We start from the raw sequence: 24,922 nt of genomic DNA, 5'->3' as shown, positions 1-24,922 counted from the left end.
GTCTTAACACTTTATAGCAATACATTTTTTCAAAGGCTGCCATAAGACAGCTTGTTAAAGTGCGCCATTTATTGGCTGCCCTCTACTTTCTTTCACAGTAATTCCCTCTTTTCTTTACTTTTATTATAATATGCGCCTGTACTTTCGGCAAGCATTGATTTTCCTCTCCGCAGATATCATATGAGCTTCTCTGCGCCCCATGAGTCACCGGTTTTATTTTACTCTTGAATCACCGGATGTTTTTTTGTACAATGAAAACGTACAAATAATTATGGAAAGGAAACAGAGAATATGAGAAAATCTATCAGTTACAAAAGCAAAGTCTGCTGTTTTATGGCAGCAGTTATAATGTCACTGGCGTTTCTTTTTGTAAACGGCTGCGGAAACGAAACTGACTCAAAGCAAGATTCCTCCAATGGAAATCAGTCGGCCTCCGGGCAGGAGCAAAGCGTTGGAGAACAGAATACCGGACAGGAACAGAATCAGCCGGCAGACGGACAGGAGCAGAATGCCGGAGAACAGAATCAGCCGACAGACGGACAGGAACAGAATGCCGGAGAACAGAATCAGCCGGCAGACGGGCAGGAACAGAATGCAGGGCAGGAGCAGAATACAGGAGAACAGCAGACACAAGCGGGAAGCCAGGGAAATTCTGCTAATCAGCCGGGAATTGGAATGGAGGAAGCAAAGGAAGCGGCCCTGAAACATGCAGGACTGACGGCTGAGGAAGCGGTTTTTGTAAAAGAAGAGATGGACTATGAGGATGGCAGAACTGAGTATGAACTGGAATTTGTATCAGGGACGACCAGATATAAGTACGAGATAAGCGGGGAGGACGGGGCTGTTTTGGAAAGCTCCCAGGAAGCCATCGAGCAGATTCCTGGAAATATCCAGGGAGTGATTTCCGTGGAGGAGGCTAAAGCGGCTGTATTAAGCCATGCAGGATTTGCAGCGGACCAGGCGGCTTTTACCAAGATAGAATTAGAGCAGGAGCATGGAAGGTCAGAATATGAAATTGACTTTTATGCAGAGGGCAGAGAATACAGCAGTAAAGTGGACGCAGTAACAGGAGCCATTCTGGAATATGAAATAGACTGACGACGTACCAATATATATTTACAAGGCAGATAAGCGTTCAGGAGGACAGTTATGACAAAAGAGGAGCTGGCCCTTGCGGTGATGGAGCGGCTGAAGGCGGAATATCCCGATGCAGGATGTACGCTGGACTATAATCAGGCATGGAAGCTTTTGGTAAGCGTCCGTCTGGCGGCCCAGTGCACCGATGCAAGGGTCAATGTGGTGGTGCAGGATCTTTATGCAAAATATCCGGATGTGGCGTCTCTGGCGGATGCGCCGGTGGATGACATTGAGGCCATTGTAAGGCCCTGCGGACTGGGCCGGAGCAAGGCCAGAGATATCAGCGGATGTATGAAGATGATAAGGGATGAATATGAGGGCAGGGTTCCGGAGGATTTTGACGCTCTGTTAAAACTGCCGGGAGTAGGCAGAAAGAGCGCAAACCTGATTATGGGGGATGTGTTCGGCAAGCCGGCCATTGTGACAGACACCCACTGTATCCGTCTGGTGAACCGGATAGGGCTGGTGGAAAATATCAAAGAGCCCAAAAAGGTGGAAATGGCGCTGTGGAAGCTGATACCGCCGGAGGAAGGCAGTGACTTCTGCCATCGTCTGGTGTACCATGGCAGGGATGTGTGCACGGCAAGAACCGTTCCCCATTGTGAGAGCTGCTGCCTTAGCGATCTCTGCGCCAAAAACGGCGTGTAATCCTAGTACTACAGCGAACTTTTTATATTTGGATACGGACAGAACTGCCGGCTTGCCCTTTGACACACAAACTGGGCAGCGTTTTGGCGAACTAACTGCTAACTGCATCTAAGGAGTTCCGGAGAGCCGTCACTCCTAAGTCTCCGTAAGCAGTGGATTTCGCCTCCACGCAATACGCCCATGAACCGTTTGCTTAGCCAAAGGGCAATCCGGCAGTTCCTGTGTATCGAAATATAGATTGTTTGCTGTAGTATTAGAGCGTGTTTGAAGAGTGAGAACGCTGACAGTAAAGTCAAAGCCGGCAGATATGCAGCCTGCCGCCGCTGAAATAAGGATACTTCGGAACAGTTACAGAAAGAGAAATACAAGAAAGCGAGGAAATACAGATGGCAGTCATCAAACCATTTTGCGCAATCAGGCCCGACAGGGCGAAAGCAGATAAAATTGCGGCCCTTCCCTATGATGTGTATAACAGGGAAGAGGCAAAAGAAGAAGTCAAGAAGCATCCGGAAAGTTTTTTAAAGATAGACCGGGCGGAGACACAGCTTGCAGATACGGTGGACACTTATGATCCCCAGGTGTATCAAAAAGCCCATGACACGCTCTGGGAGATGGTGGAGAATGGCTCTTTTGTCCGGGAGGAAAAGAGGTGCTATTATATTTACACCTTAACCATGAACGGCAGAACCCAGACCGGAATTACCGCCTGCGCTTCCATTGACGACTATGAAAGAGGCGTTATTAAGAAGCATGAGAATACCAGGGCTGAGAAAGAGCAGGACAGGATTAATCATGTGAACATTTGCAATGCCCAGACCGGGCCGATTTTTCTGGCATACCGTTCCAATCCGGTGATCAATCAGGTGGTGGAACAGGTGCAGAACGAAGAACCGCTGTATGATTTTACGGCAGAGGATCAGGTGCGCCACACCGTTTGGGTGATTTCAGAAGAAGCGCAGATTGCCGCAGTGGAGGAAGCTTTTGCAGGAATCGGGGAAATCTATATTGCAGACGGCCATCACCGTGCCGCTTCCGCCGTGCGGGTGGGGCAGATGCGCAGAGCAGAACATCCGGAGTATACAGGAGAAGAGGAGTTTAATTACTTTTTATCAGTGCTGTTTCCCGATGAACAGCTGATGATTATGGATTATAACCGGGTGGTCAGGGATTTAAACGGATGGACAGAAGAAGAATTTCTGGCGAAGGTATCGGAAATTTTTGCAGTAGAGAAATTGGGAAAAGAGCCGGTAAAGCTGGAACAGAAAGGCTGTTTTTCCATGTACCTGAAGGGAACCTGGTATCGGTGCGCCATTGCTCCAAAGGATCAGACGGATGATCCGGTGGAAGGACTGGATGTATCTGTACTGCAAAAGAAGCTGCTGGCTCCGGTGCTTGGCATTCAAGATCCAAAGACAGACAGCCGGATTGATTTTGTAGGAGGAATCCGGGGCCTGAAGGAGCTGGAGCGAAGGTGCAGCTTGGACTGCAAGGCGGCGTTTGCCATGTATCCCACGTCCATTCAGGAGTTGTTTGCAGTGGCGGACGCAGGCCTTCTGATGCCGCCTAAGTCCACCTGGTTTGAGCCGAAGCTGCGCAGCGGACTGTTTATTCATGAGCTGGAGCGGTAATGGCGCGTGAAGTTTCCGCTTCCGCAAATACCTGGCAGAGCCTTGCAATGGCCTCCTTCATGTGCTCGGGAGGTATGGCAGAATAATTCATAATAAATGTATGGTTTCCCAAAGCAGGCTCCTGTGTATGGAAGCGGGACAGGGAAGCAATGCGGAGCCCTTTGGTTTCGGCGTTTTGCACAATGATTTCATCCGGAACTGAGGTGTCCACATACATGAGAAAATGCAGCCCGGCGTCTTTTTCCGTAATCGTAATGCGGGAGGAGAGGGGGCTGCTTTTTAAGCAGTCCAGCAGCAGATCCCGCTGATTGTGATAGAAATTACGCATTCGGTTGATATGCCGCTCAAAATGGCCGTCCTGGAGGAACCGGGTCAGGGCATACTGTTCGAAATTGGATACCGTACAGGAATAAAACCCCATGGTCTGGTGGAACCGTTCCATCAGATGGGCCGGAAGCGCCATATAGCTGATGCGGATGGTGGAGGAAAGGGTTTTCGTAAAGGTATTCATGTAAATTACTTTTTCCATCACGTCAATGCTCTGGAGAGAGGGAATGGGTTTTCCCATAAACCGGAACTCACAGTCGTAATCATCTTCAATAATATATCTTCCCTCTGTTTCAGCGGCCCAGGCAAGGAGTTCATATCTGCGGCTGATGGGAGTGACAATGCCCGTGGGAAAATGGTGGGAGGGAGAAATATGCACAATATCTGCGCCGGACTCCTGCAGCCGCCCCATATGTATGCCCTGGCGGTCCATGGGAATGTGGCGGCATTTCACATGATGGCTCTTGTAAATGGAGGATATTTTCTGATATCCCGGATCTTCCACACCGTAAATGTTCTGAAAGCCCAACAGCTGAATCAGAATTCCGTAAAGATATTCCGTTCCCGCCCCCACGATAATCTGTTCCGGATGGACCGTCATTCCCCGAAAATCCTTCAAATGCCTGGCAATGGCCTGGCGCAGAGGAAAAATACCGCCGCTGGGAGAGTGTTTCATCAGGGCAAACCGGTCGTCTCCGATTACCTCCCGCATGACTTTGGCCCAGATAGAAAATGGAAAAGTATCCGGATGGGTCTGGCTGCTGGTAAAATCGGCAAAGCAGGACTCTTCCTTCGGGTTTTCCACAGGCTTTGGCGGAGGGGAAGCAGGAAGGGCGGGCCTTGGAATGCCGGCGGAAATATCTGCGGCATAGTAGCCTTTTTTGGGAATAGAATAGATATAGCCCTCTGCCAAAAGCTGTCCGTATGCGTTTTCCACCGTAATGGCGCTGACATTCAAATGCCTGGAAAAGCTGCGTTTGGAGGGAAGCCGGTCTCCTGGGGCCAGCGCGCCTGATACAATATCATTTTTAATACATTGGTACAGGTATTCGTAAAGGCTCATGGAGCCTATTTCCGAGAAAGAATAAGTAAGCATAACAAATCTCCAATCTGGCCATTTTAAAAATATAAAAAATCAGTGAGTATGTAATGCCACTATTATAGAAAAAGAAAAGCGATTTGTAAACAGCCTGTTTTAAAATGCAGAAAAAATCAGTTTTGTTCCGGCGGTCTCATATCCCGGCAGAGGGAAAGTTGCGGTTTGGAGGAAAGATAATCATGCCATCGGGATATACTATGCATAAGACAGAGAATGGGAAAGTCAGGTTATGCTAAATTTGGAGGAAACTATGAAGTTAAAGGATTTCTTGCAGCAGGAGGAATTTCTTGCCAAATGCCAGTGGGGCATCAGTCTTATGAGCGCCAGGCTGCAGATGATCAATGCGGAGCTTGGCATGCGCTGCGGACGGGAAGTGATTCACAGGTACTCAAGCAGGATTAAGTCTTATGAGAGCATTGCGGCAAAGTTAAGGAAAAAAGGGGTGGAAGAAAGCGTTTCGTCTATGGAGGAATATGTAAATGACGTGGTGGGCGTCCGGGCAGTCTGCACCTATACCGATGATTTATACCGGATTGGGGAACTGCTCTGCGCCCAGCAGGACATGCGCCTGCTTAAGAAAAAAGATTATATCAGACATCCCAAGAAAAGCGGATACCGCAGCCTGCATCTGATTTTTCAGGTGCCGGTTTCTTTTCAGGAGGAGACCCGGTGGGTGAAAATTGAGGTGCAGCTCAGAACCGGAGCCATGGATTACTGGGCGGGACTGGATTATCAGCTTCAGTATAAGAAAGAGAACCGCAAAGCGAAAAATATCGGCAGGGAGCTGAAAGCGTATGCCAATGCCATTGAACAGATTGACAGTAAAGTGTTGGAGCTGCGAAAGCGGATCGAGGCAATATAAAAATAAAAATTCACAGTTTGCCGTAAAAAATACGCAAAAACCTTCCATTGGCTGTTGAATTGTAAACCCCTTAACGTTATAATAAAAACAATAGTTGAAAAGGGTGATTTATGATTACAGGAAAAGGAGGGAATGCAGGTGAGTAAAAAAACAGGGAACAGGAACAAGATATCGTTCGGCATTATGCAGAGAATTCTTGCAATTGCTTTTGTGCCGCTTTTGTTTCTTGCAGTAATTATAGCGGCTTTTTCTGCAAGAACCATAAGAACGGGAATGCAGGATGAGGCCATTAAGAGGCTGAGGGACATTGCAATCGGGGTAGAGCAGGTTTTATTGGCGGCGGATGAGGGGGATTTCTATTCAGATGGACAGAATTTGTACCGGGGCGAATATAATATCTCAGAGGATTTATCTTCATATGAAGCATTTTCTGCTGCTTCAGACATTGAAATTACCATTTGCTGGGGAGATACCCGTATGATGACAACCCTGAAAGATGAAAAAACAGGGGAAAGTATGGTGGGAACCAAGGTATCGGAAACGGTAGTGCAGAATGTGCTGAAAGACGGAGCGGAACATACGGATAAAGATATGTTCATCAATGGAGAGCCGTATTTTTGCTGTTACATACCGTTGAAAAATAATGACGGAACGATTGTAGGCATCATTTTTGCAGGGGAGCACGGCAGCGGAATTGAGGAATATATTGATCGGGAATTATGGCAGATCACCGGAATCAATGTGGCGGTAATTCTTTTCTCCAGCGGGCTCATTCTCTTTTTCTCAAGGACATTGGCCAGAGCAGTGCGGAGAGAAGAAGAGGTGTTAGAGCAGCTTGCAGAGGGAAACCTGAACATTGAGGTGGATGAGAAGCTGCTGAGAAGGCAGGATGAACTGGGAAGCATGGCGCGGGCATTGAAGAATCTGATTCACAACCTTTCGGGGATTATCAATCATATGCAGGAATCTGCCGGGCATCTGATGCATTCCGGCCAATCTCTGGACGAGATGGCAGAGCGGGTAAATGCCAATGCAGTGGAAATTAACAAGGCTGTGGAGGATATTTCCGCAGGAGCGGCCACCCAGGCGGAGGAGATTGAGACAGCATCGGGACAGATTATGGATATGGGAAATGTCATTGAAAATATCGTACAGGATGTGGATAAGCTGAATGACACTTCCCAAAATATGAAACAGGCGGGAGATACTTCCGCCGCAATTATGAAGGAGTTGGTTTCTTCCACTGCCAGGGTCAATGAAGCCATCGGCAAAATCGGAAGCCAGATTTACGCCACCAATGAATCGGCCCAGAAAATCCGCGCAGCAGTGGATATTATCACTTCCATTGCCAGTGAGACTTCCCTGCTGTCTTTAAATGCAAGCATAGAGGCTGCAAGGGCAGGGGAATTCGGCAAGGGATTTGCAGTGGTGGCGTCAGAGATACAAAAACTGGCGGAGGAATCCAACACTTCGGCCCAGACAATTACAGATGTGATTAATTCGCTGCTGGCAGATTCAGAAATGACCGTTAGGATTATGTCGGAAGCCGAAGAGATCATCAAAGATCAGAAAGAGAAACTGGACGCTACCCAGAGCCATTTTGTGGAAGTAGCTGCAGGAATTAACAGTTCCAGAGAGGATGCCGCCATGATAGAAGAACGGACGCAGGTTTGTGATGTCTCCCGGAAAACAGTTGTGGAGGTGATCAGCAATCTGTCTGCGCTGTCTCAGGAAAATGCGGCGTCTGCCCAGGGAACCACAGCTTCTATGGAAGAGCTGAACGCTACCATTCAGTTGCTGGCAGAGGCAGCCAACAGTCTGAGGGGACTGTCTGATCAGATGGAAGAAGAGATGAAATTTTTTAAACTGTAACAGAGCGGCAGCGGGGCTGTCAGGACAATTTAATCTGTCCTGGCAGCTTTTGTTTCAGTGACTATGAGAATCTCGATTATATTACACTCCGCCGCGCAGGAGCAATATCGTAAATGCGGCTGCTTTCCTTAACAGTCTGGGAATCCTGTTCCCGGATAATGTAAATGGGCCGGTTTTTATTTTCCATGTAATCTCTGGAGAGATATTCCCCCAGAATAAACAGCATTAACATCTGCAGACTGCTTAAAAACAACAGAATTGTGGATACAAAGTAGGCAGTTCCGACACTGTGGTGGAAAAAGACCTGCTGTACCAGTCCAAAGCCTCCCAGAATACAGGACAACAGCAGCAGGAGAGAGCCCAGGATGCCGGGCAGCTTCAGGGGTACGGTGGAAAAAGAGAGGATTCCGTCAAAAGCATAGACAAACAGGCTTTTCAGATTCCATTTGCTTTTTCCGGCAGCCCGCTCCACATTGTGGAATTCCACCCATTTTGTCTCAAATCCCACAAAAGAGAAGATTCCTTTGGTGTAACGGTTGTATTCCTTCATGGAAAGGATGGCGTTCACCATGCTGCGGTTCATCATGCGGAAGTCTCCGGCCCCGTCGCTCATGTCCATATGGGTCATGCGCTGAATGACTTTGTAGAAGCTTCGGGAAAGCAGGCCCCTGAGGGCGCCGTCTCCTTCTCTTCCCATCCGTTTTCCGGCGCAGCAGTCATATCCTTCCTGGCTGACGGCATGATACATGGCAGGCAGGAGTTTGGGCGGATGCTGCAGGTCGGCGTCCATAATGACGCAGTAATCTCCCGAAGCCTGTTTCAGTCCGGCATACATGGCGGCTTCTTTGCCGAAATTCCGGGAAAAGGAAATGTAATGGCAGTTTTTATCCTGGTAACAGAGCAGCTTCAGAATGTCCAGCGTGTGGTCTTTGCTGCCGTCGTCGATAAAGACAAATTCATAATTTAAATCTTCGATTTCAGTTACGATGGCGGAGGTTTCCCGGTAGAAAAGGGAAATCACTTCTTCTTCGTTGTAACAGGGTACGATGATGCTTAATTTATTCATGGCTTTCCTCTCCTTTCTGCTGCTGAATGGCAGGTAAACTGACAGACGCTTTTACACATGAGGCAGGTTTCTGAAAAATATGGCATTTGCATATTACATAATTTGCTGCCACAGTCACAAAACTTACGGCAATTTTGGAAATTACCGGCCGGAACTGGCAGCTTTGTATGAAAAATGCCAGAAGCAGGTTTTCCGTAATCAGTGTGAGAAACCGCATGGATACAAAGGAAAACATCTCCTTTCCAATCTGGTTGCCGGAACGGAACACGAATTTCCGGTTGGTGACATAGGCAAACCCTACTGCAAAAACCCAGGCGATGGTGTTGGCTGTCAGATATTCTGCATTGGTGTGCAGCAGCGTCAGATAAACCGCGTAGTTCACAAAGGTAGTGGCGCCTCCGGTCAGCAGGTAGCTGAACAGCTCCCGGAAAGAATTGTTTTGAAACATCATTTGCAGTTGTTCATAAAATTTGTTGCTGGATAAAAACTTTTTCATCATGTCTCCTCTTTTCTGTATCAATGATTGATATATAATAAAGAACCGTTTTGAAAATATACGGTTACGAACAGTCGCATGGCGGATGCTTCTTTGAAACAGCGGGGTTACCAGAAAAAGAACCAGGGATAACAGGCTTATAATCAGAGAAATTCTTTTTCCCGGCGGTTGGTAGGCGATGACAATTTCATGGGTTCCCGCTGTCAGGGGAATGCCGACAAATTCGGTGTTTACCCGGCAGGCCGGCACATGTTCTCCGTCCAGTAAAATCTGGTAGCCATCCCGGTAAGGAAAGGAGGTAACGAACCATCCTTGTTCCTGGAGAGAAGCAAAGCCGCGAAAGAGTGATTTTCCTTTCTCCGGTGAAGCATTGACTTCCCAGATATTCTGGTTTCCCCACTGGGACAGATCCATGATCCAGAGCCGAATATCTGATAAGATATAAGTTCCGGCGGAAAGTTCCAGCTTCAGGCTGCGAATCTCTTCATTGGAAGAAACCATCCAGGTAAAAGTATCATTGCGGTTGGGATAGGGCGCATGCTTCCCGGAAAGCTTGTTGCGGATGCCGTTGAAATCTATGGTCACCTCCCTGCCGGAAGGTGATGTTACATTTAAAGCACAAATCAGCATCTGGTTCTGTAAAGGTTTCTGTAAAGGAATGACAGCTTTTGTTTTCGTTTTCAAAGAAAGCTTCAGGCTGCAGTCCGCCTGGTTCCATTCACAGACGACGCCCTGGGCTTCCAGCAGATTTATCAGGCCGGGAAGATCCAGGCTGTCTTTGGAAACAGCGGTAATCTGAGAAGTCTGCATAAAATCTTCCGCAGCCGTACTGTTTCCGGAAGCTGTACCGGAATCTGTGCTGTTCCCAGATTCCATGTCCGTAATCGTATAGCGGGTCATTGCCTCCAGGGAATAGGGAAATTCCAGTTTCTCATATTCTGTCTGGGCCATGGTTCCCGTGCTGGCATAGGCAGTGGGAAGGACATGTTGATTTTCCGCAATCACGATGCCTTCTTTTTCCGCTATGGGGCTGTATCCCCAGGGAAGCCGGGAGGATTTGGCCTGTATATACCGTATGCCCATCAGATAGGAAAACATGGGATTGGCGTCAGACATCAGGGCCACCCGGTTGCGGACGCGGATGGGATTTCTCATTGTATTATAATAGAAATCAGCGTAGCCGCTGTCTGTCACTGAGGAGTACATGGTGGTTTTTCCCATACCTGTAAGGGAGAGAACATTGACATTGGCATAAGGTTCTGTCAGAGTGTCAAACCGGTATTGCCTGTCAAAGTTTAATTCCTCCAATTCCTCACTGGAAAATACATGCTGCCGTGTATCGGTATCCGAGATAAATTTATCCTGCCGCCCGATTGCAATGAATGCCGTCATGGGAAACAGGCACAGCAGCAATGTAAGGGGCAGCCGCACCTTTTGGGGAGCGCCGGCTTTGCAGCTTAAGTGCAGCAGAGCGAAAATTCCGGCTGTCAGCCCTGCATCCAGAACGAGCGCCGGGGAATACTCGGAGAATAAAAGCGGAGTGAAGCAGAGCAGCCCGCAGATCAGACTGTGGCGTTCCTCTCGCTCAAACAACCGCTCCAGTGACAGGGCGCAAAGCAGAATCAGCAGCGGAATCAGGGGAATCAGCACCTTGTGCCGCACATACAGCATACCGCTTAACAGCCAGGAGCATGTATTTACGGTGAGGCACAGCAGCAATGCAAGGCTGAGAAGCCGGGTGCTTTTCCGCTTTATGCTCAGCAGCAGCGTGTACAGGCTGAGAATGGTCAGCCCGCAGCCGTAGGGGTGGTACAAAAGAGATTTCATGGAGAAATCAAGAGATAATATCTCCTGAATGGCCGGGGCAGTTCCGGCGTCTTTTTTGGTGGAAAGCAAATCCAGTCCCGTAGGCAGCAGCAAAACTGCGGCAATTCCGATGGAAATTCCAACAGAAAAGAAAAAGCGAAGCCAAAGGCTTAAATGGGCAGATTTTCCCGGCATAAAATACATACAGTGAATGAGATACAGCAGCAAAACTGCCAGGACTGCCGGGGCAAAGTAATAACTGTGCAGGTAAACCATCACCAATGCTGAGACCAAAAGCCCATGCTTCTTTTTTTCCAGAAGCCGATCTATGCCGAGTAATGCCAAAAGCAGAAAAGGCATATAGTTGACAAACATAATCTGATGGTGGGCATGGTAAAAACAGGCGGCGCAGGCATACAGGATTCCTCCCATGAAAGAGAAAAAAGGGCGGGAAAGATGTTTCTTCAGCCAGTAACAGCACAGGTTAGCCCCTGCAATCAGCTCCAAAATGGCATAGACAGAAATAATTACGGTCATGGGAACCTGCGGCAGCGCAAAAGAAAGTAAAACATCCGGCCGCAGCAGCCCGTAATAGGAAAAATCATAGATATTGCTGCCTGCGCCCAGGGGTGAAGTATCCGGAAGTATCTGCCCGGTTTCCTGAAAGATTGTCCGGAACTGCTGAGCCACAGCCACATGCTGACTGAACCAGTCTCCCTCAGAACCGAAGATGCTGTCTTTTGGAAGAATCAGCAGCACACAGAGAAGGGTGAACAGAGTCAGCAGCAGCGGGCAGAACAGAACATGTAATTTTTTTCCAGTATGATGTATATAAGTATTCTGATTCATAAGCTCCTCCCGATGTATGTATGAGTATAAATGCTTATTCTTATTATAACGAGTCATTCAATGATTCGACTGCAAGGAAAAGTATAAAAGGAAAATCTGAAAAAAACATGGAAGAAAATCTTAAAGATTCTTAAGAATTTTTAAACCAACACAAATTTATGCTAAAATGAAACAGAATTCATATACCCGTGACCAGATAATTTACCCGCGAGTATAAATATGTGACAGGAGATAAGCAATGAACGGAAATGAAATGCCCAGAATTCTGATGGTGGACGATAATCCGGAAATCCGGGAGGTGGTCAATATTTTACTGTCCGGCGAAGGCTGCCAGGTGGACGAAGCCTCAAACGGAGCCCAGGCCCTTCAAAAGATCCAAAAGACAGAGTATGATCTGGTAATTTTGGATGTGATGATGCCTCAGATGAACGGATACCAGACTTGTCTGGAAATCAGAAAACACAACAACACTCCTATTTTATTTCTGAGCGCCAGGTCTCAGGTAGAGGACAAGACCCTGGGGTTTTCCAGCGGAGGAGATGATTATCTGCCAAAGCCCTTTTCCTACCAGGAGCTCTTAAGCCGGGTTAAAGCGCTTATACGCAGATATCAGGTCTACCGGGGAAAGGAATATCAGGAGGACAGACATTCCCCAAATGCCCGTCAGGCTTCTCAGAATGAACGTGTGATCAGCCTGCCCGGAATAGAAATCTATGAACAGCAGGAGAAGGTGCTGTCGGAGGGAACAGAGATCGAGCTGACAGACATTGAATTTGCAATTCTGCATCTCCTTGCCGGCCACAGAGGACAGATTTTTTCAGCCCGGCATTTGTATGAAAGCATCTGGGAAGAAGATTATTATTACGGAGCGTCCAATACCGTGATGGTACATATCCGCAACCTGCGGGGGAAAATCGAAAAAGACCCCCACAATCCGAAAATTATTAAAAATGTCTGGGGAAAAGGATACCGCTGTGAGTAAAAACCGGAAGGGAGCAAAAAGGGAGGAGATTTCTGTGAGAAAAAGCGGCGGAAAGCAAAAATGGCAGGAAAGGTGGCAGGAGCTCACCGGCAAGATGACGTTCCGGCTGTTTCTGCTGCTGATAGGATGCGGATTTCTGACATTTGGAACCTTCTGGTTTCTGATGCAGTATCAGGTTCAGTTTTATGTGAATCTGGTGAAAAGCGGATGTATTGAATTTGACGCGAAACAGATTACAGAGGACATGAAGAAAAAGGCTGAAAATATCCGATTTGCAGATTACAGCCAAAAAGAATTGATGGACTATCTGGAAATAGAAAAATATGACGACGGCTATACTTCTATTATATTTTATGACGAGGAGGGCCAGTTTCAGTTTTACGCACTGGACTACAGCGTATCGGAAACATTTCTGGGAGGCGCGTTCTGGTATAATAACACGTATTATGGCGGGCTGAACTGGATGGGACAGGTGGAATTTCTGGATACCACAGAAACGGTCATGGTGTACTCTCTGCATCAGTCTTTGATTGCAGCCCCCTATTTCTTCTGTTCTCTGCTGATCAGTATGCTGATGCTCCTGCCGGTGATTATCTATGTATGGCGGAGGATGCGTTATGTGGGCAGGGTAAAGAAAGAGATTTTGATTATGGCAGACGGAGATCTGGAACATTCTGTTACGGTAAAGGGAAGAGACGAAATCGGAATCCTGGCCAGGAATCTGGATGAAATGCGCCTGGCGCTGGAGGAAAATATCCGTCAGGAGCAGGAGGGGAAAAAAGCGAACCATGATTTGATCCGCTCTGTTTCTCATGATCTGAGGACGCCCATGACTACTTTATACGGATACCTGGAAATTCTGGATCAGAAGAAATGCCCTGACGGAAAGCAGGAGGAGTATATACGGCGGTGCATAGACAAAGTAGAGGAAATCCGCGCCCTGTCCGATAAAATGTTTGAGTATGCCCTGATTTATGGAAAAAAAGAGCAGGAGGAGCTGACAGAGCTCTTTCTGTGGGAATTGCTGGAAGAGATGGAAAGCAGCCGGGAATTTCTGATGTTAAACGGGTTTCAGGTGGAAGAAGAATTTCTGGCGCCGGAAGAAGTGAAATTCCGGGGAAACCGGATTTTTTTTCAGAGGGTGTTCAATAATCTGTTTTCCAATATTTTAAAATACGGAGACAGAGAACAACCGGTACAGCTGTCGGTTAAAACGGAAAAGGGATATGTGGAATTTGTTTTCCGCAACTGGAAAAGGAAAGAGGAAGAACAGGTGGAAAGCAACAGAATCGGCTTGAAAAGTGTGCAGAAAATGGTAGAATTGCAGGGAGGGCATTTTTTTGCGGCGGAGGAGGAAGAAACCTTTGCCGTTACGATAGGGTTTCCGTTGCAGGAATGACCATACATATGCCAATCAATGAAATGGAGGAGCGCAAATGCGGGAACAGTTAACCAGAAGTGATGTGAAGAAAATAGAAGAAGAAATTGAGTACCGGAAGCTGGTGGTGCGCAAAGAAGCCATCGAGGCGGTGAAGGAGGCCAGGGCCCACGGAGATTTAAGCGAAAATTTTGAGTATCATGCGGCCAAGAAGGACAAAAATAAGAACGAAAGCAGAATCCGCTATCTGGAACGGATGCTGAAAACAGCGGTGATTGTGTCAGATGCTTCCAAAGAGGATGAAGTGGGGATTAATAATACAGTTACCGTGTATTTTGAGGAAGATGACGAGGAACAGGTCTTTCGGCTTGTGACTTCCATCCGGGGAAATTCCATGAAAAACCTAATCAGTACGGAATCCCCCATCGGAAAAGCAATCCTGGGACATAAAGCCGGGGACAGAGTGCAGATAAAGGTCAGCGACGATTACAGTTACTATGCTGTAATCCGAAAAATCGAAAATACATCGGAGGATGAACATGACGCCATCCGGGGGTTTTAACGGCAAAACAGCCGTCAGGCTATTTTACAAACTTCTCAATGGCGTTTTTCAGATCCTCTAATGCCTGCTGATCCCCATGTTCCACTGCATCCACAATACAGTGGGAGATATGATCCTCCAGAATGATTTTGCCAATATTATTGATGGCGGAGCGGACAGCGGCAATCTGAATCAGAACCTCACTGCAGTCCCTGCCGTCTTCCACCATCCGCCTGACAGCTTCCATATGGCCGATGGCCCGGGCCATCCGGTTCAGCACAGCCTGGGTCTGTGTGTGGCTGTGAGAATGTGTATGAGCTGTCTGTGAACTGTTTTCTGGCGTCTGCCCTTCCGTTGGGGCCTGCTCAGAAACAGGATAACTGCTGTCCGAATCATTGTTTTGCAAGTCTGTAAACCTCCTTCTTATAGAAACCAGACATTCTGACTGGTGGAGGACACACAGGCTGCGCCTGCGGAAAGCATGGAAATTACATCCTCTTTCTCAGAAATCAGTCCGCCAGTAATCACAGGAATGTGATTCATGCTGCATATACGTTTTAAGACCCGCGGCATCAGAGCCGGCAGAACCTCAATCACGTCAGGTTTTACATTTTGAAGCTGTTTCTCAATGCTGGAAAGCGCAAGTGAATCAATCACAAAAAAGCGGAGCACGGTAAACAGAGACAGTTTTGCAGCATATTTGATCAATGCAGGTTTGGTGGAAATAATACCGTCTGCCTCTGTGCGCTGCTGAATATAGTCTACGGCAATTTCCTTGGGCGCCAGTCCGGTAATCAGATCCAAATGCACCACAGCCAGTTTGCCGGCCTGTTTGATTCTGGCAACGATATCAGGAATATTGCAGATATCGCCGAACAGAATAAAGATAATCCGGCTTTCACAGGTCAGGGCGCATTCTAAACTCTCAAAGCTGTTAACAGCGGCAATAACGGGTGAATCTTCAATAGCTTCACGATATTCCTTTTTCATAAGCATACTCCTTTGCGTATCCGGTATTGCCTTTTATTATACACGACAGATAAGAACTTTGCCATATGCAGCGTCAATTTTCAGTCCCGTCGTTTATTTTTCTGCTGTTTCATCTCAAGGCTCTGGTAGAATCGGGCCTGTTCCACAATCAATTCCTGACGTTCTGCAGGAAGCGTGCGGTAGAGATGAATCAGGGCTCCTTCGATTGGGTTTAAAGCAGAAGGAGAAGGTTTTTTCTCATTGCTGAGGCCCAGAAGATAATCCGTGGTTACGTCAAAGTATTTGGCAAAGCGGATTAAAGTTGCAAAGTCCGGTTCCCGGTTATTGTTGACATATCCATTTAAAGTGGATGATGCGATATGAAGATCCAGGGATAATTGCTTCTGGGTTAAATTTCTTTCTTCAAGCAGATTTTCCAGCCGGATATAGAAATCCATCAGGGCACCTCCGTTTCGATAAATTCAGGTATCTTTATCTTAATAGAAGATGCTGCTTTGAAAAAAGAAATTCTCGGAATGAGAATCCTGTTTCGCATTTTGAGAATCTCAATCGCCAATGGGGTACAGCCTATTTTTTCTGTGGAAGGTCCAGGTCTTGATGACAATAGATATGTGCCTGTTTGATCAGGTAGATTTGTTCCTGAGGACCAAGTGTCCGATAAGTGTAGAGTAAATCTTCTTCTTTGTCATCATAGAATTCACCTGAAGGATAAGGGCGCCGGATTTCAGTGACGCCTAAAAGGTAGTCTGTGGATACTTTAAAATATTTGGCCAGTTTAATCAGTGTGGCAAAGTCCGGTTCCCTGTTTCTTCTGAGATATCCGTTCAGAGTGGACGGCGCAATATGAAGCTCATTGGATAATTGCCTCTGAGTGAGATTGTGCTCCTCTAATAAATTTTCCAGTCTTCTGGATAATTCCATATAAATGTTCCTCTTTTGTAAAAATATTACTCTTATGTAACACAGTGTTGCGATAGAAATATTTTACGAAAAAATTACAGGAAAATAACGGAATTATTCGAAATGCGAATAAAATTCACAAATGTGAATCTTTTCCAATCACTGGAAATACAGGGGTTTTCATTTCATATTGCCCGGCCTCTGAAGCGGTGCGCAGGCAGGCCCCGGGAACTGCTCCCGGATTCACATCACTGCCATCCGCCGTCTAAAGAGATAATCTGGCCGGTCATATAGGAAGGGGCATTGACAATGGATAAAGCGAGTCTTGCGGCTTCCTGGGGCAGCCCGAATCTTCCGGCAGGAATTTCTGCGGCAAGCTGTATGCGTTCCTCTTTTGTAAAGCATTGGTTCATACGGGTGTCGATGACGCCGCAGGCAATGGCGTTGACGGCAATGCCGCTGGGGGCAAGCTCTTTCGCCAGAGCCTTGGTAAAGGAATTGACGCCGCCCTTTGAGGCGGAATAGGCCACTTCGCAGGAGGCTCCCGCCGCGCCCCATACCGAGGAAATATTTATAATAGTTCCTGATTGGGCCTGAACCATGGGGGGAACGGCGTATTTGCAGCAGCAGAACAGAGAAGTAAGGTTTACCTGAAGCACCCGGTTCCATTCTGAAAGGCTCATATCCGTAAGCAGGCCGATGTGGGAAACGCCTGCATTGTTTACCAGGATATCGGTGTTCCCAAGCTCCCGGGCTGCGGTTTGAAACGCCTGTTTCACAAAGGCTTCGTCGCTGACATCTCCCACGATTGGCAGACAGGGGACATGGTAAGTATGATGAAGCTCCCGGGCGAAGCTGTGAAGCTCCTGGCCTGAGGCCCGGCAGTTCAGGGCAAGGCGGTATCCGGCTTTGGCAAATTCTTCGGCAATTGCCCGGCCGATACCCCGGGAAGCGCCGGTAATAAAAGCAGTTTTTGATTTCATAAGTATGAGGAAAATCCTTTCTGTGAAAAATCCCTTTGGTTTCTTTGTATGATCTTTTATCATGAATCGGGGAAAGTGTCAAGAATTCCCAGAGATTTATTGTATTCAGATCTGGGGTGTGGTATAATATGTTTCACAGAGAAGTTTCGGAAACTTTCTGAATGATACTTAAGAGTAGACTTATCTGCCCAAAGGCAGCTGTTCTGGTTGGAAGGAGCGGGAACTGCCTGACAGATGCTCTGGCTCACGGGTATACCAAAATAAGCAGAAAAGGGGTTGGACACCATGCGTATTACAATCAGCGGCAAAAATATTGATATCACAGACGGATTGAGAACAGCGGTAGAGGACAAGTTATCCAAGCTGGAGCGGTACTTTACCCCTCAGACAGATATTGTTGTAACCTTAAGCGTGGAAAAGGAACGCCAGAAGATTGAGGTTACCATTCCGGTGAAGGGAAACATTATCCGTTCTGAGCAGGTCAGCAATGATATGTATGTTTCCATAGATTTAGTGGAAGAGGTTATCGAGAGACAACTGAAGAAGTACAAGAATAAGATTGTGGAGAAACAGCAGGCAGCAGGCAGCTTTCAGCAGGAGTTTATTGAGAAGGAAGTGGAGGACGACGAGGAGATCAAGATTATCCGTACCAAACGCTTCGGCATGAAGCCCATGTATCCGGAGGACGCCTGCATCCAGATGGAACTGTTAGGGCATAATTTCTTCGTATTCCAGAACGCGGAAACCGAAGAAGTGAACGTAGTATATAAGAGAAAAGGAAATACATACGGACTGATTGAACCGGAATTCTAGAGCATGTTTTATATACGCTCTTATACGCTCCGGGTTCGCAGGGAGAAGGCAGAGAGCTGCCGCAAAGGGAAGAACTTTGCGGCAGTTCTTTTTGTATGGCAAAGTTCTCAGAAAAAGTGTGCCTGCGGCAGCGCCGGCATGCCGGGGAAAAGGCAAAAAATGCTCTCTCCCCGGTAAAAAGTGCCGAAATAAGCGCAGGTTCTTGCCAGTGGGAATAATATAGTATAAGATATCGGCAGGAGATTAATAAGCAAGGAGGATTCTCAATATGAATATCGTAGTGTTGGCAGGCGGTTTAAGCACCGAACGCGATGTATCATTTGTTACAGGGAAAAATGTGGCAGATGCGCTGAGAAGCAGGGGACATAAGGTAATTTTGCTGGATGTGTTTATGGGCTACAGCGACAAACCGGAGGATTTAACCGGAATTTTTGAGCGTTCAGAGCAGGTCAGCGCGGCAGTCACCGGAATATCCCAGGAAGCGCCGGATTTAGATGCCGTAAGAAAAAGCAGGAAGGATCAGAGCAAAAGTTTATTCGGCCCCAATGTAATCGAACTGTGCCGGATGGCAGACATTGTGTTTATGGCCCTTCACGGAGAAAACGGAGAGGACGGAAGAATTCAGGCCGCCTTTGATTTATACGGAATCCAGTATACCGGAACCGGATATTTAAGCAGCGCCGTGGCCATGGATAAGGGATTGTCGAAACGGCTGTTTCTTGCCAATCACATTCCCACTCCCAAGGGAATTGCCATGGATAAAGAAACCTGCCGGTGGGAGTTTGCAGAAACAGGACTGACGCTGCCCTGCGTGGTAAAGCCCTGCTGCGGCGGCTCCAGTATCGGGGTATCCATTGTCAGGGATGAAAAAGAGTATCAGCAGGCGTTAAAAGAAGCATTCCGTTTTGAAGAAAAGGTGATTCTGGAAAGCTATGTGAAGGGCAGGGAATTTTCCGTAGGTGTGATGGATTTCCAGGCATTGCCGGTAATAGAAATTGCGCCCCTGGAAGGCTTTTACGATTATAAAAATAAATACGCCGCCGGAAGCGCAGTGGAAACCTGTCCTGCCGAGCTTCCTCCTTCCATTGCAGAAAAAATGCAGCGTTATGCAGAGGAAGTGGCAAGAGCACTGGGACTGGAAACTTATGCCAGAATGGATTTTCTTCTGGATGAACAGGAAGAAATATACTGTCTCGAAGCCAATACCCTGCCGGGCATGACTCCGGTGAGCCTGCTTCCCCAGGAAGCCCAGGCCGCAGGGATGGATTTTCCAACATTGTGTGAAGAAATTATCCGGATTTCGCTGAAAAAATATAAATAACAGGAGTAAAAAATATGACTTTGGAACATATTGCAAAAGCATGCTGCGGCATTTATTACGGTGAAGAACATAAGAAAAAGACGGTGATCCGCGGAGCGGTGACAGACAGCAGGCAGGTGGAGGAAGGGTTTTTATTTATTCCGGTAAAGGGCGCCAGAGTGGACGGTCATGATTTTATCCCTCAGGTATGCAGACAGGGGGCGGCGGCAGTTCTTTCTGAGAAAAAACTGGAGCATTGCCAGGCGCCTTACATTCTGGTGAAATCCTGCCTGCAGGCATTAAAGGACATAGCGGCTTTTTACCGCAGGCAGCTTGCCATTCCCATTGTGGGAGTTACCGGAAGCGTGGGAAAAACCAGTACCAAAGAGATGATTGCTTCTGTTTTGTCCAGGAAGTACCGGGTGCTGAAAACAGCGGGAAATTTCAACAACGAAATCGGCCTGCCCCTGACCCTTCTGCGGATTCGGGAGGAGCATGAAGCGGCGGTGGTGGAAATGGGAATTTCTGATTTTGGAGAAATGCACCGGCTGGCAGAGATTGCGCAGCCGGATCTCTGCGTGATTACCAATATTGGAATCTGCCATCTGGAAAATCTGAAAACCAGAGATGGAATTCTGAAGGCCAAAAGTGAAATTTTTGACTTTTTGAAACCGGAGGGACATATTATCTTAAATGGCGAGGACGATAAGCTCTCCACCCTTATCAAAGTAAAGGGAATCCGGCCGGTATTCTATGGATTCGGCGGCCAGAATCCGGGTGAGGGAAACAGAGGGGCAGAACCGATGGGAGATGCAGACGCCAAAAGGAGTGCGCAGCAGGATATTTACGCAGATCAGATCAAAAACTGCGGATTAAAAGGAGTGGATGCCAGAATTCACACCCCTTCAGGGGAGATATCCGTCCATATTCCAATTCCGGGACAGCATAATATCTACAATGCCATGGCGGCGGCGGCAGTGGGCCTTGCCCTTGATATGGAATTAGAGGAAATTAAGGCAGGCATTGAAGCTGCAGAAACCATAGGCGGGCGTACTAATTTGATAGAGACCGGCGGCCTGCTCTTAATTGACGACTGTTACAATGCCAATCCCGTATCCATGCGGGCCTCTTTGGATGTGCTCAGCAACGGCCTTGCCCGGAAAGTGGCAGTGCTGGGAGATATGGGGGAGCTGGGAGAAAATGAGAAGCAGCTTCACTATGAAGTGGGAGCTTATGCGGCCGAAAAGCAGATTGACACGCTGTTCTGTGCCGGAACACTGGCCAAAGAGATGGCAAACGGCGCCTGCGACGCCAACGACTGGTGCGAGGTATTTTATTTTGAAACAAAAGATGAGATGCTTTCCCAGCTGTTAGAGTATCTGCAGGAAGGAGATACCGTACTGGTGAAAGCATCCCATTTTATGGATTATCCCAAAGTAGTAGAGGCCATCAGAGAGAAGTTTCATTCTGCATCATAGCCTTGTGTTTTTCTAACATTTCTTCAATCTTGGACTGGGTATAGGCGCCGGAAAATTTCCGTTGGTCTTTATCCAGTTCTTTGATCAGAATCGGTTCCCCGTATTCCACAATCACATTGCATTTTTTAATCCATGGGATATGGCTTTCAAAAATATTGTTGGTGTTGGTGATGGCAACAGGGATAATGGGGCATCCTGTTTTTTCCGCCATTTTCAGGCTTCCTTCTTTAAAGGGCAGCATTCCGTTTTCCGGATGGGGATTTCTGGTGCCCTCCGGGAAAATACACACGGAGATTCCCTTTTTAATGTGGTCAATTCCAGTCAGAACCATTTTCAGTCCCGCCTTCATATCTTCCCGATCCAAAAAGAGACAGTACAGCCGTTTCATCCAGTCAGAAAGCAGAGGATAACGCAGCATGGTGTCTTTGGCAATATAGCCGGTCAGCCCCGGGCATCTGGAATAGGTAATTACAATGTCAAAATAGCTGAGATGGTTGGGAATGTAGAGGACAGCCTGATCTTTCGGCACATGCTCTTCTCCAATCACCGTAATTTTCGTGCCTGCCAGTTTGAGCACCACCCGAAAGGCCCATTGGACAATCCGAAGGCTGCTGATATCCGCCCCATAAGGATTGAACTTTTTAATCACCCGCTCGATCAGCAGAATAGGAATGGAAAGAATTAAAAAAGAGATTAAAAAAACTGCCACTAAAATTATTCGTATCATAGTATTTTACCTCGTAATAAATGTTCACTTGTTATATTATACAGACTGAAAAGCGGAAATACAATCATAAAAAGAAGAAATTTTTCATAGAATTCAGGAAGAATGTAAAAAAATCAGGGAACGTGAACATGGAAAAACAGAATCAGTGGTATCATGGGATGATTATGTATGGAATTGCTCTGGCGGCAGTGGTCTGCGCCTGCATTTTTCAGGGATGCGGATTGGAGGAGACGGACACCAAAAAATTAAAGGATTTGTCTTATGAAATTCTGGAAGAAAAAGAGATTCCGGAGGAATTTCTGGCTGTCATTGAGGAGAAAAAGGAGACGATTTTTAAACTCACATATACCGATAAGGAATATCTGTATATTGCCGCTGGGTATGGGGTTCAGGAAACCGGCGGTTACAGTATCGCGGTCAATGACTGCTATCTGACGAAAAATGCCGTATATTTCGACACTACTTTGATCGGTCCGTCCAAAGGAGAGAAGATCAATCAGGTCAAATCCTATCCATATCTTGTAATTCGGACAAAATATTTGGAGAAAAATGTGGTATTTGAATAACAAAATAGTCTTTTGCGATATGAAAAATGAAAGGTCAGAATAAAAAACAGTAGGAATTTTGCGGTGAATGTGGTAAGATAAGAAACAGAAATTATGTTCCGGCTTTGAAAGATAAAGCTGCAAAGCGGAAATAATTTCTGTTTCCTTATGTAAAAATTGCTTTGCCTGAATTGGGACAGGCTGCAGGCAGAGAGTTAAAAACGACGAATGATTTGGCAGGGAATTGCCTATACTAAAAACAATGGCAATCAGATAGAAAACAGCGTTTTTTCAGGGGAATTTTTATGGTATTTGCACAAAATACTTTTTCGGGGCCATGCACGGATGATGGAATCCCACATAAAATAAGATAGGCGGAATTGTAAAAGATAATTGAGAGAAACAGTATAGATTTACAAATCGACAAAGTGTGTTATAATAGTACATAAAGATTTTTCAAACTTAACAAAGAGAAAAGAATGTTACTATGAAAGCCCCTGGCTTTCATAGTATGGATGGCCATGCGGCCCGCCGGATGGCAGGCTGAGTATGATGGCAGTTTACTATGAAAGCCCCCTGGCTTTCATAGTATGGATGGCCATGCGGCCCGCCGGATGGCAGGCTGAGTATGATGGCAGTTTACTATGAAAGCTAAAGCTTTCACAGTATGGATGGCCATGGGGCCCGCCGGACGGCAGGCTGAGTATGATGGCAGTTTACTATGAAAGCTAAAGCTTTCACAGTATGGATGGCCATGCGGCCTGCCGGACGACAGGCTGAGTATGATGGCAGTTTACTATGAAAGCCCCCTGGCTTCCATAGTATGGATGGCCATGCGGCCCGCTAGACGGCAGGCTGAGTTATGATGGCAGTTTACTATAATAACTTCTTTTACGAAATATATAGCATAGAGGTGCGATATGGAACAGTATGTAATCAGAGGAGGTAATCCGTTAGTAGGCGAAGTGGAAATCAGCGGAGCCAAAAATGCGGCGCTGGCAATTCTGGCAGCAGCCATTATGACGGATGAAACCGTAACAATAGATAATTTACCCGACGTCAGAGATATCAACGCACTGCTTCAGGCCATGGGAGATATTGGGGCCAGAATCGACAGAGTGGATGCCCACACCGTTAAGATCAACGGTTCTTTTGTAAAGGATATTCCGGTGGACTATGATTCCATGAAGAAAATAAGAGCTTCTTATTATCTTCTGGGGGCAATGCTCGGAAAGTATAAAAGGGCGGAAGTGACCCTTCCCGGCGGCTGCAATATCGGAAGCCGCCCCATGGATTTGCATATCAAGGGCTTTCGTGCCCTGGGCGCCCATGTGGAGATCCGAAACGGCGCAGTTGCGGCGGAAGCAGAGCATCTGAAGGGAAGCCATATCTATCTGGATAAGGTATCTGTAGGGGCTACCATTAATATTATGATGGCAGCAGCCATGGCAGAAGGGAAAACTACCATAGAAAATTCGGCAAAAGAACCTCATGTGGTGGATGTTGCCAATTTCCTCAACAGCATGGGAGCAAATATCCGCGGCGCCGGAACCGATGTGATCCGGATTGTAGGCGTGGAGAAGCTTCACAGAACCGAGTATTCCGTGATCCCGGATCAGATTGAAGCGGGAACCTTTATGTTTGCGGCAGCAGCCACCAAAGGAGACGTTACGGTAAAAAATGTGATTCCAAAGCATTTGGAAGCCACCACCGCCAAGCTCTTAGAAGCCGGCTGCGAAGTGGAAGAATTCGATGACGCTGTCCGCGTGGTGGCATCGAAGCCCCTGCGCCACACACAGGTTACCACGCTGCCCTATCCCGGATTTCCTACCGATATGCAGCCCCAGATGTCTGTGGTACTGGGAATTGCCCAGGGAACAAGTACTGTGACAGAGAGCATCTTTGAGAACCGTTTTAAATATGTGGATGAGCTGACCCGTATGGGAGCAGATATCAAAGTAGAGAGCAATATCGCCATAATCAACGGCGTGAAAGGATACACCGGCGCAAGAGTCAGCGCCCCGGATCTGAGAGCCGGCGCAGCCCTGGTAATCGCAGGCCTTTCCGCAGAAGGAGTCACCATCGTAGACGATATTCACTATATTCAGCGGGGATACGAAGCCTTCGAAGAGAAACTGGAAGGACTTGGAGCCCAGATACAGCGGGTAAGTTCCGAAAAAGAGATCCAGAAGTTCCAGTTTAAAGTAAGTTAAACATTCGTTACACGAATGCTTTAGAAAACATAGGAATTCCTTTTTATAGCGCAAACCATTTGATACACGGAATGAAAAGGAATTCCTTTTTGCAGTACAAATCATTGGATACACAAAACATAAAGGAATTCCTTTTTTCAAAGTTTGAATCATTCGACACACAAAACATAGAGGAATTCCTTTTTTCAAAGTTCGAATCATTGGATACACAAAACGTAAAGGAATTCCTTTTTCATATTTTGAATCATTCGATACACAGGAACTACCGGATGGCCCTTTCAC

Annotated in this window: 22 protein-coding genes; 13 read left to right on the top strand and 9 right to left on the bottom strand. The window is 47.0% G+C overall.

Annotated elements, in window-relative coordinates; all coding sequences use genetic code 11:
- The first annotated feature begins 291 nt into the window (after positions 1 to 291).
- The 3 genes from ACTO17_RS17320 (at position 292) to ACTO17_RS17310 (ending at position 3,413) form a co-directional block, all read left to right on the top strand.
- Positions 292 to 1,098: a PepSY domain-containing protein gene (locus ACTO17_RS17320; protein ID WP_482558808.1), complete on the top strand. Its 807-nt coding sequence runs from the start codon at positions 292 to 294 to the stop codon at positions 1,096 to 1,098.
- A gap of 51 nt (positions 1,099 to 1,149) precedes the next feature.
- Entirely contained in the window at positions 1,150 to 1,785 is a 636-nt protein-coding gene (locus tag ACTO17_RS17315; protein WP_482558807.1) for an endonuclease III domain-containing protein, read from the top strand.
- 386 nt (positions 1,786 to 2,171) lie between these two features.
- Positions 2,172 to 3,413 carry a DUF1015 domain-containing protein gene (locus ACTO17_RS17310; RefSeq protein ID WP_482558806.1) on the top strand — a complete coding sequence of 414 codons (1,242 nt, stop codon included), beginning with the start codon at positions 2,172 to 2,174 and terminating at the stop codon, positions 3,411 to 3,413.
- Here the strand turns inward: ACTO17_RS17310 and pdxR are convergent.
- A complete protein-coding gene (gene pdxR / locus ACTO17_RS17305; RefSeq protein WP_482558805.1) occupies positions 3,391 to 4,836 on the bottom strand; it encodes a MocR-like pyridoxine biosynthesis transcription factor PdxR in 1,446 nt (481 codons plus the stop codon). The genes ACTO17_RS17310 and pdxR overlap by 23 nt on opposite strands.
- Positions 4,837 to 5,089: 253 nt before the next feature.
- Between pdxR and ACTO17_RS17300 the strand changes: the two genes are divergently transcribed.
- Together ACTO17_RS17300 and ACTO17_RS17295 are read left to right on the top strand one after the other, a co-directional pair.
- Positions 5,090 to 5,701 carry a GTP pyrophosphokinase gene (locus ACTO17_RS17300; protein WP_482558804.1) on the top strand — a complete coding sequence of 204 codons (612 nt, stop codon included), beginning with the start codon at positions 5,090 to 5,092 and terminating at the stop codon, positions 5,699 to 5,701.
- A gap of 138 nt (positions 5,702 to 5,839) precedes the next feature.
- Entirely contained in the window at positions 5,840 to 7,573 is a 1,734-nt protein-coding gene (locus ACTO17_RS17295; protein ID WP_482558803.1) for a methyl-accepting chemotaxis protein, read from the top strand.
- A gap of 76 nt (positions 7,574 to 7,649) precedes the next feature.
- Here the strand turns inward: ACTO17_RS17295 and ACTO17_RS17290 are convergent, their stop codons facing one another.
- Positions 7,650 to 8,639 (bottom strand): glycosyltransferase family 2 protein, encoded by a 990-nt coding sequence (locus ACTO17_RS17290; protein WP_482558802.1) that lies wholly within the window; start codon positions 8,637 to 8,639, stop codon positions 7,650 to 7,652.
- Positions 8,632 to 11,790 (bottom strand): YfhO family protein, encoded by a 3,159-nt coding sequence (locus tag ACTO17_RS17285; protein ID WP_482558801.1) that lies wholly within the window; start codon positions 11,788 to 11,790, stop codon positions 8,632 to 8,634. The genes ACTO17_RS17290 and ACTO17_RS17285 overlap by 8 nt, the downstream gene beginning before the upstream one ends.
- Before the next feature lie 238 nt (positions 11,791 to 12,028).
- Between ACTO17_RS17285 and ACTO17_RS17280 the strand changes: the two genes are divergently transcribed.
- From ACTO17_RS17280 to greA, 3 genes are read left to right on the top strand one after another with little or no spacing between them, the layout of a single operon-like run.
- Positions 12,029 to 12,772 carry a response regulator transcription factor gene (locus ACTO17_RS17280; RefSeq protein ID WP_482558800.1) on the top strand — a complete coding sequence of 248 codons (744 nt, stop codon included), beginning with the start codon at positions 12,029 to 12,031 and terminating at the stop codon, positions 12,770 to 12,772.
- Positions 12,765 to 14,171: a HAMP domain-containing sensor histidine kinase gene (locus ACTO17_RS17275; protein WP_482558799.1), complete on the top strand. Its 1,407-nt coding sequence runs from the start codon at positions 12,765 to 12,767 to the stop codon at positions 14,169 to 14,171. Before ACTO17_RS17280 ends, ACTO17_RS17275 begins: the two co-directional genes overlap by 8 nt.
- 37 nt (positions 14,172 to 14,208) lie before the next feature.
- The gene (gene greA / locus ACTO17_RS17270; RefSeq protein WP_482558798.1) at positions 14,209 to 14,712 is read left to right on the top strand and encodes a transcription elongation factor GreA; all 504 of its coding nucleotides are present in this window, start codon (positions 14,209 to 14,211) and stop codon (positions 14,710 to 14,712) included.
- 19 nt (positions 14,713 to 14,731) lie between these two features.
- On the opposite strand, the gene ACTO17_RS17265 is transcribed toward greA, so the two are convergent.
- The 5 genes from ACTO17_RS17265 to ymfI form a co-directional block, all read right to left on the bottom strand.
- Positions 14,732 to 15,097 (bottom strand): metal-sensing transcriptional repressor, encoded by a 366-nt coding sequence (locus tag ACTO17_RS17265; RefSeq protein WP_482558797.1) that lies wholly within the window; start codon positions 15,095 to 15,097, stop codon positions 14,732 to 14,734.
- Between the two features lie 17 nt (positions 15,098 to 15,114).
- Positions 15,115 to 15,681 (bottom strand): glycerol-3-phosphate responsive antiterminator, encoded by a 567-nt coding sequence (locus tag ACTO17_RS17260; RefSeq protein ID WP_172536285.1) that lies wholly within the window; start codon positions 15,679 to 15,681, stop codon positions 15,115 to 15,117.
- 80 nt (positions 15,682 to 15,761) lie between these two features.
- The gene (locus ACTO17_RS17255; protein WP_172536286.1) at positions 15,762 to 16,118 is read right to left on the bottom strand and encodes a helix-turn-helix domain-containing protein; all 357 of its coding nucleotides are present in this window, start codon (positions 16,116 to 16,118) and stop codon (positions 15,762 to 15,764) included.
- A 130-nt stretch (positions 16,119 to 16,248) separates the two neighbouring features.
- Positions 16,249 to 16,602 (bottom strand): helix-turn-helix domain-containing protein, encoded by a 354-nt coding sequence (locus ACTO17_RS17250; RefSeq protein ID WP_172536287.1) that lies wholly within the window; start codon positions 16,600 to 16,602, stop codon positions 16,249 to 16,251.
- 227 nt (positions 16,603 to 16,829) lie between these two features.
- Positions 16,830 to 17,564 (bottom strand): elongation factor P 5-aminopentanone reductase, encoded by a 735-nt coding sequence (gene ymfI / locus ACTO17_RS17245; RefSeq protein WP_482558796.1) that lies wholly within the window; start codon positions 17,562 to 17,564, stop codon positions 16,830 to 16,832.
- Between the two features lie 285 nt (positions 17,565 to 17,849).
- Between ymfI and hpf the strand changes: the two genes are divergently transcribed.
- The 3 genes from hpf to ACTO17_RS17230 all read left to right on the top strand — a co-directional run bounded on the left by hpf (position 17,850) and on the right by ACTO17_RS17230 (position 21,155).
- On the top strand, positions 17,850 to 18,377 hold the full coding sequence (gene hpf / locus ACTO17_RS17240) for a ribosome hibernation-promoting factor, HPF/YfiA family (protein WP_172536289.1): 528 nt from the start codon (positions 17,850 to 17,852) through the stop codon (positions 18,375 to 18,377).
- 268 nt (positions 18,378 to 18,645) lie between these two features.
- The gene (locus ACTO17_RS17235) at positions 18,646 to 19,698 is read left to right on the top strand and encodes a D-alanine--D-alanine ligase family protein (RefSeq protein WP_482558795.1); all 1,053 of its coding nucleotides are present in this window, start codon (positions 18,646 to 18,648) and stop codon (positions 19,696 to 19,698) included.
- A 14-nt stretch (positions 19,699 to 19,712) separates the two neighbouring features.
- Entirely contained in the window at positions 19,713 to 21,155 is a 1,443-nt protein-coding gene (locus ACTO17_RS17230) for a UDP-N-acetylmuramoyl-tripeptide--D-alanyl-D-alanine ligase (RefSeq protein ID WP_482558794.1), read from the top strand.
- Here ACTO17_RS17230 and ACTO17_RS17225 read toward each other — a convergent pair.
- Entirely contained in the window at positions 21,127 to 21,882 is a 756-nt protein-coding gene (locus ACTO17_RS17225; RefSeq protein WP_172536292.1) for a lysophospholipid acyltransferase family protein, read from the bottom strand. The two genes, ACTO17_RS17230 and ACTO17_RS17225, sit on opposite strands and share 29 nt — an antisense overlap.
- 128 nt (positions 21,883 to 22,010) lie before the next feature.
- Here ACTO17_RS17225 and ACTO17_RS17220 point away from each other — a divergent pair, with 128 nt between their 5' ends.
- Positions 22,011 to 22,448 (top strand): protease complex subunit PrcB family protein, encoded by a 438-nt coding sequence (locus tag ACTO17_RS17220; RefSeq protein ID WP_482558793.1) that lies wholly within the window; start codon positions 22,011 to 22,013, stop codon positions 22,446 to 22,448.
- An 899-nt stretch (positions 22,449 to 23,347) separates the two neighbouring features.
- Positions 23,348 to 24,640, top strand: coding sequence for a UDP-N-acetylglucosamine 1-carboxyvinyltransferase (murA, locus tag ACTO17_RS17215; protein WP_172537554.1), 1,293 nt, complete (start codon positions 23,348 to 23,350; stop codon positions 24,638 to 24,640).
- Positions 24,641 to 24,922 lie beyond the last annotated feature (282 nt).

This window comes from Petralouisia sp. (assembly GCF_056822245.1).
The sequence above is the reverse complement of the archived record's forward strand: the minus strand, read 5'-3'. Positions and strand labels throughout refer to the sequence as shown.

What these genes read in the sequence shown, in the direction of transcription:
- ACTO17_RS17285 (WP_482558801.1), bottom strand. Translation starts at nt 11,790, where the DNA reads ATGAATCAGAATACTTATATACATCATACTGGAAAAAAATTACATGTT.
- ACTO17_RS17220 (WP_482558793.1), top strand. Translation starts at nt 22,011, where the DNA reads ATGGAAAAACAGAATCAGTGGTATCATGGGATGATTATGTATGGAATT.
- ymfI (WP_482558796.1), bottom strand. Translation starts at nt 17,564, where the DNA reads ATGAAATCAAAAACTGCTTTTATTACCGGCGCTTCCCGGGGTATCGGC.
- greA (WP_482558798.1), top strand. Translation starts at nt 14,209, where the DNA reads ATGCGGGAACAGTTAACCAGAAGTGATGTGAAGAAAATAGAAGAAGAA.
- ACTO17_RS17230 (WP_482558794.1), top strand. Translation starts at nt 19,713, where the DNA reads ATGACTTTGGAACATATTGCAAAAGCATGCTGCGGCATTTATTACGGT.
- ACTO17_RS17300 (WP_482558804.1), top strand. Translation starts at nt 5,090, where the DNA reads ATGAAGTTAAAGGATTTCTTGCAGCAGGAGGAATTTCTTGCCAAATGC.
- pdxR (WP_482558805.1), bottom strand. Translation starts at nt 4,836, where the DNA reads ATGCTTACTTATTCTTTCTCGGAAATAGGCTCCATGAGCCTTTACGAA.
- ACTO17_RS17250 (WP_172536287.1), bottom strand. Translation starts at nt 16,602, where the DNA reads ATGGAATTATCCAGAAGACTGGAAAATTTATTAGAGGAGCACAATCTC.
- hpf (WP_172536289.1), top strand. Translation starts at nt 17,850, where the DNA reads ATGCGTATTACAATCAGCGGCAAAAATATTGATATCACAGACGGATTG.
- ACTO17_RS17235 (WP_482558795.1), top strand. Translation starts at nt 18,646, where the DNA reads ATGAATATCGTAGTGTTGGCAGGCGGTTTAAGCACCGAACGCGATGTA.
- ACTO17_RS17290 (WP_482558802.1), bottom strand. Translation starts at nt 8,639, where the DNA reads ATGAATAAATTAAGCATCATCGTACCCTGTTACAACGAAGAAGAAGTG.
- ACTO17_RS17260 (WP_172536285.1), bottom strand. Translation starts at nt 15,681, where the DNA reads ATGAAAAAGGAATATCGTGAAGCTATTGAAGATTCACCCGTTATTGCC.
- ACTO17_RS17255 (WP_172536286.1), bottom strand. Translation starts at nt 16,118, where the DNA reads ATGGATTTCTATATCCGGCTGGAAAATCTGCTTGAAGAAAGAAATTTA.
- murA (WP_172537554.1), top strand. Translation starts at nt 23,348, where the DNA reads ATGGAACAGTATGTAATCAGAGGAGGTAATCCGTTAGTAGGCGAAGTG.
- ACTO17_RS17315 (WP_482558807.1), top strand. Translation starts at nt 1,150, where the DNA reads ATGACAAAAGAGGAGCTGGCCCTTGCGGTGATGGAGCGGCTGAAGGCG.
- ACTO17_RS17280 (WP_482558800.1), top strand. Translation starts at nt 12,029, where the DNA reads ATGAACGGAAATGAAATGCCCAGAATTCTGATGGTGGACGATAATCCG.
- ACTO17_RS17320 (WP_482558808.1), top strand. Translation starts at nt 292, where the DNA reads ATGAGAAAATCTATCAGTTACAAAAGCAAAGTCTGCTGTTTTATGGCA.
- ACTO17_RS17310 (WP_482558806.1), top strand. Translation starts at nt 2,172, where the DNA reads ATGGCAGTCATCAAACCATTTTGCGCAATCAGGCCCGACAGGGCGAAA.
- ACTO17_RS17225 (WP_172536292.1), bottom strand. Translation starts at nt 21,882, where the DNA reads ATGATACGAATAATTTTAGTGGCAGTTTTTTTAATCTCTTTTTTAATT.